Here is a 13387-nt window from a genome sequence, read left to right as displayed (position 1 = left end):
TCGCCCAAACCAAGATCATCACGGCGCAGGCACGCGATTCGTGCGACAGGCTCAGTAGGCACATGTTCGACAGGTCCGTCGGGCCGCCGTCGGCCCACGGGATGACGTGGTGGACCTCCGACCACGCGGCCGGTCGGTCGCAGCCCGGGAAACAACATCCGCCATCCCGGGCGGCAAGCACGCTTTCGCGCTGACGGCAGCGCACAACAACGTCAGCAACCTGCCGACGAACAGCTCAACCGGGTGGCCAGACGCCGTCCACTACGTCACTGCTCAGAAGCGACCAGGGTCGGTCCGGTACTCCAACGCTGGAGCCACCTGCGAGGGTCCCCTGCTCCTTGAAGTCCGCGTGATTGGTGACCTCAACATCGATGTGTCCGGCATCCCCACGGGCGAGCCAGGACCGCAGGTGAACCGTTCGCCCTACGACGCTGCAATCATCACGATGGACCCCAACACCGGGGTCGTCTGTCTGAACTCCGTCTCGGTGTCCGTCCCCGTCGCGCAGCTTCGATCAGGCACGGTGCTGTACGAGAAGTAGCCCAAGATCCGCGCTGACGCGGCCACCCACCGCGCTCGTACGCCGCGCCCGAGCAGCCGGCCGGCTGACCCGCGCCAGCCATCAGTCGGCCGTGCGCGACAGCGCGACCAGCTGCCGCAGGCAGTGCTCGCGCAATGGCGCCGGGAAGTCTTCGGCCAGCCGGTTGTAGACAACCCGGCCCGCTTTCCGGGTGACCACCAGACCGGCAGCGCGCAGCAGCCGCAGCGCGTAGGAGACGGCGTCCTCGGTGGCGTCGAGGGCGAGCGCCAGGTCGCCGACGCACAACTCGTCGGCCACGTCCAACGCGTAGACCAGCCGTAACCGCACCGGGTCGGCCAGCACCGAAAGCTGGCCGGTCAACCGCGCCACGTCGTCGGCCGCCGGCAACCGGGCGCGGGCCCGCGCCACCCGTTGCGGGTCGATCGGGTGATCGTGTCGCGAACTGCTCACGGCGCCCCTCCGTCACGCGCCGTCGCCGGCGCGTCTTCGGGCATGCGGATTGCAGCCACGCTCGGCGCAAGCGCGGCGCGGAAGCGGTCGGGAGACTCGTCGAACCGGTGCGCGCAGTGATCGGAGCAGAACCAGACGTTCCGCCCGTCTTGCAGGCGGTGCGCCGGCGCGAGCGCGATCTCGACCTGCATGCCGCACACCGGATCCTTGGCATACCGAGCGGATCCGATGTCCCGACGGCGGTAGAGCCGGTAGACGACCGCGAAGCCGACGAGCGCGAGGATGTTTAGGATCGTCGTGTAGTCCCACTCGAACCCGGTGCGCACAACCATCGCCGGGCGAGCGGGCTCGGGAACGCGCACGGCACGGAAGAGGTACTCGACGGCGAGGCCGGCCAGCGCCATCGCGGCCCAGAACGTCACCAGGATGCGGACGGTGAGCGCGAGGCCGAAGTACTTCCGGTAAATCGCCAGCAGCGGCAGCGTGATCAGGTCGGCGAAGACGAACGCGACCACGCCGCCGAAGCTGCTGCCGCCGTGCCAGAGCGCCGCGGCGAGCGGGACGTTGCCGACCGAGCAGACGAAGCTGATGATCGCGAGGAAGGGGCCGAGGACGACGTTCTCCAGGCTGGACCAGAAGCCGTGCCCGGTCAGGAAGATCGACTGCCAGAACTCGGCCGGGACGAGCGCGGCGAGGAACCCGGCCACCACAAAGCCGATCACCAGTTCGGTGCGCAGCATCGTCACGTCGCTGACGGTGTAGCCAGACGCGTCGCCCCAGCCGTGTCGGCTGCGCAGCCGGGCGAGCAGCGGCTGCCCCGCGAGGTCGTGATCGTCCGCGTCGAAATCGCGGGCGGATTCAGGCTGCGCATGGTCGGCGTCGCGCCGCGCGAGACGCTCGCGGGCCGCCTCGACGAGTCGGCTGGGCAGGACGCGCGGGGCGACGAGGCCGAGCAGCGCGATCATCACCGCGCCGCCGACGAACTCGGCGAGCGCAAACTGCCACCCGATGAGCAGCCACAGCACGGCGCCCAGCTCCACCACGAGGTTGGTGGACGCGATCATGAACACGAGCGAGGCGGTGAAGTCAGCCCCGCGCGCGAACAAGCTCTTTGCCAGCGCCGACGAAGCGTAGGAGCAGGACGAGGAGATCACGCCGAAGAACGACGCCCGGCCGAGCGTCGCCGGCCGGTGATCGCCGAGCACCCGCTGCATCTCGCGCCGGGAGACGAAGGCCTGCACCGCCCCGGACAGCACAAATCCCAGGACGAGGGCCCACAGCGTCTCCCAGAACATGAAGAACGCCTCGTCGAGGCCATGCCAGATCCCGTGCAGAACGCTCATCGCGCGCCATCCCCGTCGAACATCCGTACAACTCTACGGATAACGATGGGCGCTGTGCGCCGATTCCGCGTCCCGCTAGGGCCGACGGATCAGTAGTACCAGCCGCCCTGCGCCTGCCAGGTCGACCACGCGTCGCACGGATTGCCGTAGCGGCCCGCGATGTAGCCCAGGCCCCATTTGATCTGCGTCTCGGCGCTGTCCTGCCAGTCCGGGCCGGCCGAGCCCATCTTCGAGCCCGGCAACGCCTGCGGAATGCCGTAAGCCCCGCTCGGATTGGCCGCGTGCACCCGCCAGCCGCTCTCGTGGTTCCAGAGCGTCACCAGGCAGTCGTACTGGTCGTTGCCCCAGCCGCGTTTGGCGAGCAGTCGCTTGGCGATGGCCTTGGCGCTGCCCGGGCTAGGCGCGGGCGCCTCCGGCGCCGAACTGCCGCTCGACTTGCTCACCGGCGCGGCCTTCGTGCCGACCTTCAGCACCTCGGTTCGCGGCGCCGCCAGGACCGTGGACGACACCTTCGCCCGACCGGCGGCCTTACCGTCGATGTAGACGACCGCGTAGGTGACCCGCGCCTTGCCGTTCTTGCCTTGGGTGACGATCTTCGTGATGCCGGAGGTCAGCTTGGCGTCCTTGCGCTTCGTCGTCGAGTACTTCAGCTTGACGGTCTTCGAGACCAGCTTCTTCTGCACCCGTTGCAGTCGGATCGTCTCCTCGACATGGATCGGCGAGGCGGTCGCCGCGGACAGCCGGTCGTCCGGGTCGAGGGTGATGCCGAGGTCGGTCAACAGCTCGCCCACGGTCGCGTCAGTCGTGGTGACCTGATCGGTCTGGCCGTCGTGGACGACGGTGACGGTGCGCGGCGTGCGGATCGCGATCGCGGTCGGCGAGAGCGGCAGCCGGCGGGAGCGGGACACCGAGACGAAGTCACCGGCCGGGTAGCCGAGCTGTCCCAACGCCGACGCGACCGTCGGCGCGGTGGTCCACACCCGCAGGGGCCGCCCGTCGACGTCGAGCTTGAGCAGCCGGCCGCGACGCAGCACGACCCGGGCGCCGTCGTGCAACGCCGCCGACGCGCTGGGCGCGACGAGATCGTGACTCGTGACCCGGTAGCCGCGGTCGGCGAGCAGGGCGCCGACATTGCTCGCGGTGGTGTGCACGGTCCGGCCTTGCCCATCGACGACGAGGTCGACCGACTTGTCGACGGCGACCCACAACACCGGCGCGGCGATCAAGCCGGCCAGCACAGCGCCGTTCAGGCCGTACTTGACAGTGCGCAGCACGAAGCGGACTCCTCGGTGTTTGTGCTGGTCCGCACGTGCCGCGCGGTCAGATCACAGAATCGTAACGGACGGGCTGGACAGCCGGTTTGCCACCCTGCAAAGAGCCCCACTGCGCCCATCAACGGCCTCAGAGGTTCGCGCCGCAGACCGGCCACGGGCTGGAGCCGCGGCTGTTGTAGATCTTGGTCGCGATGGCGATCTGCTGTTCGCGGGTCGCCAGATCTGCCCGCGGGGCGTACGCGCCGCCGCCGTTCGCAAGCCAGGTGGAGGAGTCGAACTGGAGGCCGCCGTAGTAACCGTTGCCGGTGTTGATGTGCCAGTTGCCGCCGGACTCGCACTGAGCGACCGCGTCCCAGTCGAGGCCGTTGTCGGACAGCTTCGGCTGCGGCCGCTTCTTCGTCCCGACCCGCTCGATCTGCGTGCGCGGCTCGCTGCGCACCACCTTGGACACGAGGGTGCGTCCGGCGTGCTTCCCATCGATGAACAGCAGGTCGTAGGTGAGCTGCTCCGACCCTTTCCGGCCATTGCGCAGCACCGTCGTCTGATCCGTGTACATCGACTTGCTCTTGCGCTGGATCACCGAGAACGGAAGCGACTTGCGCTGCGTGACCCGTTTGGTCGTCACCCGCTGGACACGGACCGCGAGGTCCGGGGTGATCGGCGAGGTGATCGCCGGCGAGATCCGATCGTGCGCGCCCAGCCGCACCTGCAGATCGCTCAGCAGCGCGGCGACCGTCGGCGCGGTGGTGATCGCATGCTGCGTGCCTCGCCCGACGCGCACGGTCACCTGCTTCGGGGCGCGCAGCGCGATGCTGGTGGCGCTCAAGGGCAGCCGCCGGGAGCGGGACACCGACACGAAGTCGGTGACCGGGTAGCCGAGGTCGCCGAGCGCCACGGCGACAGTGGGCGCGGTCGTCCAGACCTCGCGAGCCTGGCCGTCGACGTTCAGCTGCAGCAGCCGGCCGCGCTTGAGCACGATCTTGCTGCCGTCGTGGACCGCGGCGGTCGGCGACGGCGCGACGATGTCGTGTGACGTCACCGGGTAGCCGGCCGCCTTGAGCGCGCCTCGGACGGTGCTCGCCTGCGTGGTCAGGTGCCGGGCCTGGCCGTCTACCACGAGGGTGATCGACGACCCGTCCGATGTCGTCGCAACGGCCGTGCCGCCGACGACGCCGGCCAGCAGCGCGCCGTACAGGCCGTACTTGACGCTGCGACGCACCCAGTTACCTCCGTGGTTCGAACGTGGCAGCCGCGGCGGTCGCCCGCGGCTGGCGTGGTCACGGCACGGTAACGACCCCCGGCGGGCCGCGCCAAACCTATGCGCGGCGGTTTACCCGCATCGCCGGATCGGCCCGCTGCCTGCGAACGCGGGAAGAGGTCTTCGGCACAGGGTGTTCGGGTCATCGGTTCAGCGCGTCGGCATTCGACGTCAGCGCGTCCTGTCGCCCAGGTTCCGGGAGTCGTGGCCGGCCGCCCCGGCTGGACCCGAACACCGTGGTGATCGACTCGCCGCTGACCGGAGAGCCAAGTCGGTTGCCCGATGTGAAACCCGTCACGGCGGGCCGAATCCCTTGCAGGTCAGGCGATTCGAATACCGAACACCCGCTCGCCGGTATCTCGAATCGCAGCTGCGAGCACGTCCGAGTCGTGGCCGCCCGCGGCAGCCAGCCCACGCAACGTGAGAGGCAGCAGTCGTGGGGCATTGGGCCGGCCGCGCATCGGATGCGGCGTCAAGAACGGCGCGTCCGTCTCGACCAGGACCAAGTCGATCGGCGCCACGGCGGCGGCCGCACGCAGCTGCGGCGCGTTGGTGAACGTGACGACGCCTGGGAACGACATGACGTACCCGGCGGCGGCGCAGACCCGAACCATGTCAGCGTCGCCGGAGAACGCGTGGAACACCACCTGTGGCGGCGGCCCCTCCTCCTGCAGGATGCGAAGGACGTCGGCGTGCGCGTCCCGGTCGTGGATCATCAGCGGCTTGCCGACCCGCTTGGCTAGGTCGATGTGCCGGCGGAAATGCTCCTGCTGCAAGAGCGGCTCGGTGCGGTCCCAGTAGTAGTCCAGTCCCGATTCGCCGACCGCGACCACTCGTGGCTGGCGGGCCAACCGCTCGAGTTCCGCGTACCCCGCGTCATCCAGCTCGGCCACCTCGGTCGGGTGCACGGCGACCGCCGCATAGACGTCCTGGTGCCCGTCAGCCGCCGCGGCGCACCACTGCGACGACTCGACAGTGTCCCCCACCGTGATCGCGGCAAGCACGCCGACGCCGCGCGCCTCGCGCATCGCCTCGGCCACGTAGGCGGCGTCGGCCGGCACGCCCGCGCGCTGCGCCATCGCGTCCAGATGGGTGTGGGAGTCGAAGACTGGCGAGCTCAACGGCTCGACGCCGTCGTTCATTCGCCGAGCCGGGCCAGCTCCTCGTCGACCACACCCGGGTCGAGCTTGACGAACACCGGCGTCGGCGCCGCCAACGGCCGGCCGACGTCGATCGGCGTCGACTCCCAGCGCGCGCCGGTGTCGTAGTCGCCGGTCAGCACCGAATACGACGGCGACCCGACTGCGGTCGGCTCGTCGACCTCGACGAGCTCGGGCATGCCGGCCCAGCGCTGGTCGTCGCCGCGCAGCATCGCGTGCACTGTCGAGGACGACGACGGCAGGAACGGGGTGAGCAGCGTTTTCGCGTCGTCGACGACCTGCAGCGCGACGTGCAGCACCGACGCCATGCGTTCGGGGTCGCTGTTCTTCAGCTTCCACGGCTCCATGTCCGACAGGTACTTGTTCGCGCTGCCGACCACGGCCATCGCCTCGCCGATGGCCGCTTTCTGCCGCGACTTGGCGAGCAGCTCGCCGACCGACCCGAACGCGGCCTTGGCCGAGGCCAGCAGCGCGTGGTCGGCGTCGGTCAGCGCGCCGGGCGCCGGGATCGAGCCGAGGTTCTTCGCGGTCATCGACACCGTGCGGTTGACGAGGTTGCCCCAGCCGGCGACCAGCTCGTCGTTGTTGCGGCGGACGAACTCGGCCCAGGTGAAGTCGGTGTCCTGGTTCTCCGGCCCGGCGACGGCGAGGTAGTAGCGCAGCGCGTCGGCGTCGTAGCGGGACAGCATGTCGCCGACATAGATGACGACCCCCCGCGAGGATGAGAACTTCTTGCCCTCCATCGTCAGGAACTCGCTCGACACGACGTCATAGGGCCGGTTGAGGACGCCGAGCGAGCCGGGTTCGCCGCCTTTCGCGCCGACCCCGGAGTAGCCGAACAGCATCGCCGGCCAGATCTCGGAGTGGAAGACGATGTTGTCCTTGCCCATGAAGTAGTAGGCCCGCGCGTCCGGGTCGACCCAGAAGGCGCGCCACGCGTCCGGGTCGCCGATGCGCTTGGCCCACTCGATGGACGCCGACAGATAGCCGATCACCGCGTCGAACCAGACGTAGATCTTCTTGTCCGGCCGGTCGCGCCAGCCGTCGAGCGGCACCGGGATGCCCCACTCGAGATCCCGGGTGATCGCCCGCGGCTTGAGGTCGTCGAGCAGGTTGAGGCTGAACTTCTGCACGTTCGGCCGCCAGTGGCCCTGCGCCTGCAGCCAATCGCCCAGCACCTGGGCGAACGCGGGCAGGTCGAGGAAGAAATGCTCGGTTTCCACGAAGGTCGGCGTCTCGCCGTTGATCTTGCTGCGAGGTTCGATGAGGTCGACGGGGTCGAGCTGGTTGCCGCAGTTGTCGCACTGGTCGCCCCGCGCGCTGGGATAGCCGCAGATCGGGCACGTGCCCTCGATGTAGCGGTCCGGCAGCGTGCGTCCGTTGGACGGGCTGATCGCCCCGAGCTGCGTCTTGGGGAACACGTAACCGTTGGCGAGCAGCCCGAGGAAGATCTCCTGCGCGACCGCGTAGTGGTTGCGCGTGGTCGTGCGGGTGAACAGGTCGTAGGACAGCCCGAGGTTCTGCAGGTCCTTCGCGATGACCAGCGCGTTGCGGTCGGCGAGCTCGCGCGGGGTGACTCCCTCGGCGTCGGCCTGCACCTGGATCGGAGTGCCGTGCTCATCGGTGCCGCTCACCATCAGCACTCGGTTGCCGGCCATCCGCTGGTATCGGGAGAACACGTCGGCCGGGACGCCGAAGCCCGCGACGTGGCCGATGTGCCGGGGCCCGTTCGCGTACGGCCACGCCACCGCGGTCAGCAGATTGGTCACGAAACAAGCCTAGTGACGCCCGCCCCGGCGATTGCGAATCGGCAGCCTCGTGCGCAGGTGGTGTTCAAGGCGAGGAAATCGCGTCACCTACGACTAACTACGTCGTTGATGCGGGTACACCGCCCGAGCAGCCGAGCGCGGGGCCGGTTAGCGGGGACGAAGGAAACGGGGATCGAATGCACACTTCAGGGTCGTCAAGGCGGCGCGCCACTGTTGCCTTCGTGGGCAGCGCGCTGCTCGCGAGCGGCGCGGCCGCGCTGATCGGGCAGGTGCCCGCGTCCGCGGCGAGCTGGGTGCCGACCGGCACCAAGGCGCTGCCGCTGAAGAACGCCACGCTGCTCGGCGCCGCTAGCGCCACCACGCCGCTGCGCCTCACCGTCGGGCTCGCGCCGCGAAACCGAGCCGCGCTCGCCGCGCTCATCAAGGCCCAGGAGACCCCGGGCAACGCGGCGTACGAGAAGTTCCTGACGCCCGCCCAATTCACCGCCGCGTTCGCCGCGACGTCCACCACCGCGACGCAGGTCAGCAAGTATCTGAGCTCGCAGGGGCTGACGAACATCACGATCGCCGCGAACCGGCTGCAGATCACCGCGAACGCGACCGTCGCGCAGGCCGAGAAGGCCTTTGACACCAAGATCGCGTCTTACCGCCAGGCCGGCAAGACCGTCCTCGCGAACACCACCGCCGCCCTGGTTCCGGCGAGCCTGTCCGGCGAGGTCAGCGGAGTCCTCGGCCTGTCGACGCTCGGCGCCTCCGCGACGCCCTCGGTCACGGTCCCGAAGCTCACCGGCTACTACCCGAAGGAATTCGACAAGGTCTACGACACCGGCTCGACCAGCCCGGGGTCGGGCACGACTCTCGCCGTGATCGCCGAGGGCGACCTGACCTCGACGGTCAAGGACCTGCGCACCGCCGAGTCCAAGCAGGGCCTGCCGCAGGTGCCGGTCAGCCTCGTGTACTCGGGCGTCAAGAGCCCGGACACCGCCGGCGCCGACGAGTGGGACCTCGACACGCAGACGTCCACCGGCGTGGCGCCGAACGCGAAGCGCCTCTACATCTACGTCGCGACCTCGCTGACCGACTCCGACCTCGCGCGGGCAGTCAACCTGTTCGTCTCGCAGAACGTGGCGAAATCCGGTTCGGCGTCACTCGGCGAGTGCGACGCGCTGCCCTACCTCGACGGGTCGATGGCGATCGACGACATCGCCTTCGCCGAGGCGGCGGTCCAGGGACAGACCTTCTTCGCCTCCACCGGCGACACCGGCAGCTCGTGCGCCGTCGCCCCGACCAACGGCGTGCCGGGTGCCGGACTGCCGGACACCGAGTACCCGGCGTCGTCGCCGTACGTCGTCGCGGTGGGCGGGACCACGTTGGACACCGACGACAACGACGTCTACCAGGCCGAGGTCGCCTGGAACTCGGGCGGCGGCGGCGCCTCTCCGGTGGAGACCGGCGGTTACTGGCAGAGCGGTGTCGTGCCGACCTCGGCCGCCGGGCTCCGCGGCCTGCCTGACGTCGCCTTCGACGCCGACCCGAACACCGGCGCGCAGATTTACGTGGGCGGGGCGCCCGAGCAGATCGGCGGGACCAGCCTGAGCTCACCGCTGGCCCTGGGGCTCTGGACCCGGCTGCAGGCGAGCCATGGCGGCAAGCTCGGCTTCGCGTCGCCGAAGCTCTACGCCCTCTACACCAAGGCGCAGGGCACGTCGACGCTGCCGCCGACGTCCGTGCCGGGCTTCCACGACGTCGTGGTCGGCTCGAATGGCGCGTACACGGCGCTGCCGGGTTACGACTACACGACGGGGCTCGGGAGCTGGGACGTCGCCGCGCTCAGCAAAGCGATCAAGTAACCAGTCGATGATCTCGGCCGGGCTCTGCGATCCGCGGGGCCCGGCCGAGATCATGTGGGCCCCGCGCCGCACAACCGGCACCCAACCGGCGCCTCACCCGGGGCCGGCGGCGGATCGCGCGGCGACCACTGCGTCGAACACCTCGCGCTTGGGCACCCCGGCGTCGCGGGCGACGTCGGCGATCGCGTCCTTGCGGGGCTGACCGGCGGCTTCCCGCTCGGCGACCCGGGCCGCGAGCGCGCCGGGCGCCAGGTCCGGGGCGGCGTCCGGCGCGCCACCGACGACCAGCGTGATCTCGCCGCGCACCTCGCCGGCCGCCCACTCCGCGAGCCCGCCGAGCGGCCCGCGACGGATCTCCTCGTGGGTCTTGGTCAGCTCCCGGCACACGGCGGCGGGCCGGTCTGCGCCGAACGCGGCCGCGAGGTCGTCGAGGCTGTCCGCCAGCCGGTGCGGCGCCTCGAAGAACACCAAAGTCCGCGGCTCGCGGGCGAGCACGGCCAGCGCCTGCCGCCGCTGCGCGGATTTGCGGGGCAGGAAACCCTCGAAGCAGAAGCGGTCGACCGGCAGGCCGGAGACGATCAGCGCGGTGGTGACGGCGGACGGTCCGGGCAGCGCAGTCACCTCGAAACCGGCGTCGAGCGCCGCGCGCACAAGCCGGTAGCCCGGGTCCGAGACGGCTGGCAAGCCGGCGTCGGTGACCACCAGGACGTCCGCGCCGGCCGCGAGCGAGTCGAGCAGCGCCGGCAGCCGCGCCACCTCGTTCGCGTCGTAGTGCGACACGATCCGGCCGGCCGGCCGGACGCCCAGGTCGGCGCACAGCCGGCGCAGCCGCCGGGTGTCCTCGGCGGCGATCACGCCCGCGCCGGCCAGCGCGGCGCGAAGCCGCTCGGACGCGTCGTCGGGTCGGCCGATCGGCGTCGCCGCGAGCACCACCCGACCTCGCCCGTCCGCCACTCCCCGCACGCTAGCGACACCTACTATTCACGCGTGACCGCGGCTGTCGAGATCTCTGCGACCTCGACCGTGACCTCGGCGGGAGCAGCAGACCCGGACGGCGCGGGGCCCCAGCCGAGTCCGCCTACCCGGCCGGTGCCCGCCGCGCTCATCCCGTGGGAAGACCCGCACCCGCGGCTGGGGTGGGTGTCGACTGCGATCGTCGCGGTGGTCGCGGTGCTGACCCGGTTCTGGTCGCTCGGCTATCCGCCGGGGCCGAACGTGGTGCCGAAGAACGGCATGAACTTCGACGAGGTGTACTACACCGTCGAGGCGCAGGAGATATTGCGGTACGGCTACGAGGACAACCGCGGCTACCTGTTCATCGTCCATCCCCCGCTCGGCAAGCTGATCATCGCCCTGTCGGAGAAACTCTGGGACGGGTCAAGCAGCGAATGGCTGACCAACTCGCTCGGCTGGCGGATCGCCCCGGCGACGTTCGGCTGCCTCGGCGTGATCATGATGTCGCGGATCATCCGGCGGGTCATGCGCTCGAACCTCTTCGGGCTGATCGGCGGACTGCTGATGGCGATGGAGGGCCTGTCCCTGGTCCTCGCCCGCACCGCGATCCTCGACATCTTCCTGCAGACGTTCGTCATCGCCGCGTTCGGCGCGCTGATCGTCGATCGGGACAAGATGCGCGCGCGGCTCGCCGGGATGATTGCCGACGGCATCGACCTGCGCGAGGGCGTGCCGACGCTCGGCCCGCGCCCGTGGCGGTTGGTCGGCGGCGTCATGCTCGGCCTGGCCGGCGCGGTCAAGTGGACCGCGCTGTCGTTCTTCGTTGTGTTCGTGCTGATGTCCTGGGTGTGGGATCGCGCCGCGCTGAAGTCTGCCGGCATGCGGCGCCCGCTGCGGCCATGGGCGCGCCGCTCGGTGCTGCCGGGCCTCGGCTCGCTGGTCGTCGCGCCCATCGGCGCCTACCTGCTGACCTATCTCGGCTGGTTCACCGGCGAGAACGGCTACAACCGGCACTGGGCCGACACCCACAGCGCCTCGACGAAGATCGACCCGATCCCGTTCATCCCGCTGCGCATCCCGTTCGACTGGGGCTGGCTGCCCGGTCCGATCCGGTCACTCGGCTCGCAGATCCACGACGCCTACACCTTCCATGTGGGGCTCGACAGCGGACACGTCTACGGCTCGAAGCCGTGGAGCTGGCTGGTGCTCGGCCGGCCCGTCGACTTCTTTTACAACGGCAGCGAGAAGACCTGCGGCGCGGCGTCCTGCTCGCGCACCGTGCTGTTGATCGGCACGCCGCTGATGTGGTGGGCGTTCGTCCCGATGCTGCTCTGGCTGGCCTGGCACTGGCTCACCACCCGCGACTGGCGGGCAGCCGTCGTGTGGGTCGCCTTCGCCGCGGGCTGGCTTGTGTGGTTCTTCGATCTCAAGCGGACGATGTTCCTGTTCTACATGGCGCCGCTCGTGCCGTTCCTGGTCCTCGGGCTGACGCTCGCCCTCGGGGTGATGCTGGGCCCGGCGCTGCGGGCGCGCGACCGATCGGCCGTTTCGGACGGCGATCTCGACGCCGCCGAGATCGCCGCTGAGATCGCTTACGCCCGGTCGGTGCGGCGACGGCAGTGGGGCATCGCCGGCGTGACGACGTATCTGGCGCTGGTCATCGCCGACTTCGTCTGGATGTGGCCGATCTTCACCGGCGGGCTGCTGACCTACGCGCAGTGGCACGCGCATATGTGGCTACCGTCATGGGTATGACCGGCACATCCCGCTGCCGTCCGACCAGGAGGGACCCCACCCTATGAGCCTGTCCGCGAAACTCCGCCGCGCTCCCACGCGGATCGTCACCGGAGCGTTCATCCTGAACAGCGGCGTGGGCAAGCTGGGCGCGGACGAGGGCACCGCCAAGCAGCTGCACGGCCTGGCGACGGGCACCTACCCGTTCCTCGGCAAGGTCGATCCCAAGTTGTTCACGAAGGGCCTCGCTGTGGGCGAGATAGCTCTCGGCGGTGTTGTGCTGCTGCCGATCGTGCCGCCGGTCGTCGCCGGGCTCGGGCTCGTCGGCTTCTCCGGCGCGCTGCTCAACATGTGGTGGAACACCGACGGCATGCACGAGCCGGGCTCCCCGCGGCCGACGGTCCAGGGCGTCGGCATCGCCAAGGATGTGTGGATGCTCGGCATCGGCGCGAGCCTCGTAGCCGACTCGCTGCTCGAGCCCGCGCACGACAAGAAGGTCGAGATCGTCGCCGGCGTGTCCAGCAAGCGGGCAGATCGCGGCCGCAAGGCCCGCAAGGCGAAGAAGCAGGCGAAGAAGGCCAACAACGAGCTGCTCAAGCGCGCCACCGAGGCTGCCACGCATGCGCAGGCCGAGGTCGGCAAGCGGGCCGCCAAGGCTGGCGCCAAGGCGCAGAAGCAGGCGCTGAAGGCGTCGGCGAAGGCGACGAAGGCTGTCGCGGACGCGCGGACTGACTACGCCCCGGTCGTCGCCGAGAAGGCCAAGCAGGCCCGCGACGCCGCGAAGTCGCTGGCCGACGAGTACGGCCCGGTCGCGGCTGAGAAGGCCAAGCAGGCCCGGCAGGCCGCACAGGATCTGGCCGACACCTACGGCCCGGTCGCGGCTGAGAAGGCCAAGCAGGCCCGGCAGGCCGCACAGGATCTGGCCGACACCTACGGCCCGGTCGCCGCGGACTACGCCAAGCAGGCTCGCGACGCCGCCACCGACGTGGCGGGTCGAGCCCGCGCCGCTGCCGCCCGCTGACCTGCCGCCCGTTGACCTGCTGTCGGCGCTTAC

Annotated in this window: 12 protein-coding genes; 4 read left to right on the top strand and 8 right to left on the bottom strand. The window is 70.2% G+C overall.

Annotated features, from left to right (window positions below; all coding sequences use genetic code 11):
• Positions 1 to 181, bottom strand: a 181-nt coding sequence (locus ACFFBG_RS17390; protein ID WP_375480817.1) for an HNH endonuclease signature motif containing protein, incomplete at its 3' end; no start/stop codon positions are given.
• A gap of 168 nt (positions 182 to 349) precedes the next feature.
• On the opposite strand from ACFFBG_RS17390, the gene ACFFBG_RS17385 reads away from it, so the two are divergent.
• On the top strand, positions 350 to 541 hold the full coding sequence (locus tag ACFFBG_RS17385; protein ID WP_375480816.1) for a hypothetical protein: 192 nt from the start codon (positions 350 to 352) through the stop codon (positions 539 to 541).
• An 81-nt stretch (positions 542 to 622) separates the two neighbouring features.
• Here the strand turns inward: ACFFBG_RS17385 and ACFFBG_RS17380 are convergent, their stop codons facing one another.
• From ACFFBG_RS17380 to metG, 6 genes are all read right to left on the bottom strand, one after another.
• On the bottom strand, positions 623 to 991 hold the full coding sequence (locus tag ACFFBG_RS17380) for an ArsR/SmtB family transcription factor (protein ID WP_375480815.1): 369 nt from the start codon (positions 989 to 991) through the stop codon (positions 623 to 625).
• Positions 988 to 2334: a permease gene (locus tag ACFFBG_RS17375; RefSeq protein ID WP_375480814.1), complete on the bottom strand. Its 1347-nt coding sequence runs from the start codon at positions 2332 to 2334 to the stop codon at positions 988 to 990. Before ACFFBG_RS17375 ends, ACFFBG_RS17380 begins: the two co-directional genes overlap by 4 nt.
• Positions 2335 to 2423: 89 nt before the next feature.
• The gene (locus ACFFBG_RS17370) at positions 2424 to 3608 is read right to left on the bottom strand and encodes a ubiquitin-like domain-containing protein (protein WP_375480813.1); all 1185 of its coding nucleotides are present in this window, start codon (positions 3606 to 3608) and stop codon (positions 2424 to 2426) included.
• Positions 3609 to 3735: 127 nt separating this feature from the next.
• Positions 3736 to 4827, bottom strand: coding sequence for a transglycosylase family protein (locus ACFFBG_RS17365; protein WP_375480812.1), 1092 nt, complete (start codon positions 4825 to 4827; stop codon positions 3736 to 3738).
• Positions 4828 to 5186: 359 nt separating this feature from the next.
• A complete protein-coding gene (locus ACFFBG_RS17360; protein ID WP_375480811.1) occupies positions 5187 to 6008 on the bottom strand; it encodes a TatD family hydrolase in 822 nt (273 codons plus the stop codon).
• Positions 6005 to 7795 carry a methionine--tRNA ligase gene (gene metG / locus ACFFBG_RS17355; protein ID WP_375480810.1) on the bottom strand — a complete coding sequence of 597 codons (1791 nt, stop codon included), beginning with the start codon at positions 7793 to 7795 and terminating at the stop codon, positions 6005 to 6007. Before metG ends, ACFFBG_RS17360 begins: the two co-directional genes overlap by 4 nt.
• Before the next feature lie 221 nt (positions 7796 to 8016).
• Between metG and ACFFBG_RS17350 the strand changes: the two genes are divergently transcribed.
• Entirely contained in the window at positions 8017 to 9645 is a 1629-nt protein-coding gene (locus tag ACFFBG_RS17350) for a protease pro-enzyme activation domain-containing protein (protein ID WP_375480809.1), read from the top strand.
• A 93-nt stretch (positions 9646 to 9738) separates the two neighbouring features.
• Here ACFFBG_RS17350 and rsmI read toward each other — a convergent pair whose 3' ends face one another.
• Complete coding sequence (gene rsmI, locus ACFFBG_RS17345; protein ID WP_375480808.1) at positions 9739 to 10599, bottom strand: 16S rRNA (cytidine(1402)-2'-O)-methyltransferase; 861 nt, start codon at positions 10597 to 10599, stop codon at positions 9739 to 9741.
• Positions 10600 to 10632: 33 nt separating this feature from the next.
• Here rsmI and ACFFBG_RS17340 point away from each other — a divergent pair, with 33 nt between their 5' ends.
• Complete coding sequence (locus ACFFBG_RS17340) at positions 10633 to 12354, top strand: dolichyl-phosphate-mannose--protein mannosyltransferase (protein ID WP_375480807.1); 1722 nt, start codon at positions 10633 to 10635, stop codon at positions 12352 to 12354.
• A gap of 43 nt (positions 12355 to 12397) precedes the next feature.
• Positions 12398 to 13354 carry a hypothetical protein gene (locus tag ACFFBG_RS17335; protein ID WP_375480806.1) on the top strand — a complete coding sequence of 319 codons (957 nt, stop codon included), beginning with the start codon at positions 12398 to 12400 and terminating at the stop codon, positions 13352 to 13354.
• Positions 13355 to 13387: the final 33 nt, after the last annotated feature.

The organism is uncultured Jatrophihabitans sp., assembly GCF_964251945.1.
Lineage (GTDB): Bacteria > Actinomycetota > Actinomycetes > Mycobacteriales > Jatrophihabitantaceae > Jatrophihabitans.
This window is presented reverse-complemented; position numbering and strand designations above follow the sequence as displayed.

Coding starts and splice junctions, on each gene's coding strand:
- ACFFBG_RS17375 (WP_375480814.1), bottom strand. CDS start 2,334: ATGAGCGTTCTGCACGGGATCTGGCATGGCCTCGACGAGGCGTTCTTC.
- ACFFBG_RS17360 (WP_375480811.1), bottom strand. CDS start 6,008: ATGAACGACGGCGTCGAGCCGTTGAGCTCGCCAGTCTTCGACTCCCAC.
- ACFFBG_RS17335 (WP_375480806.1), top strand. CDS start 12,398: ATGAGCCTGTCCGCGAAACTCCGCCGCGCTCCCACGCGGATCGTCACC.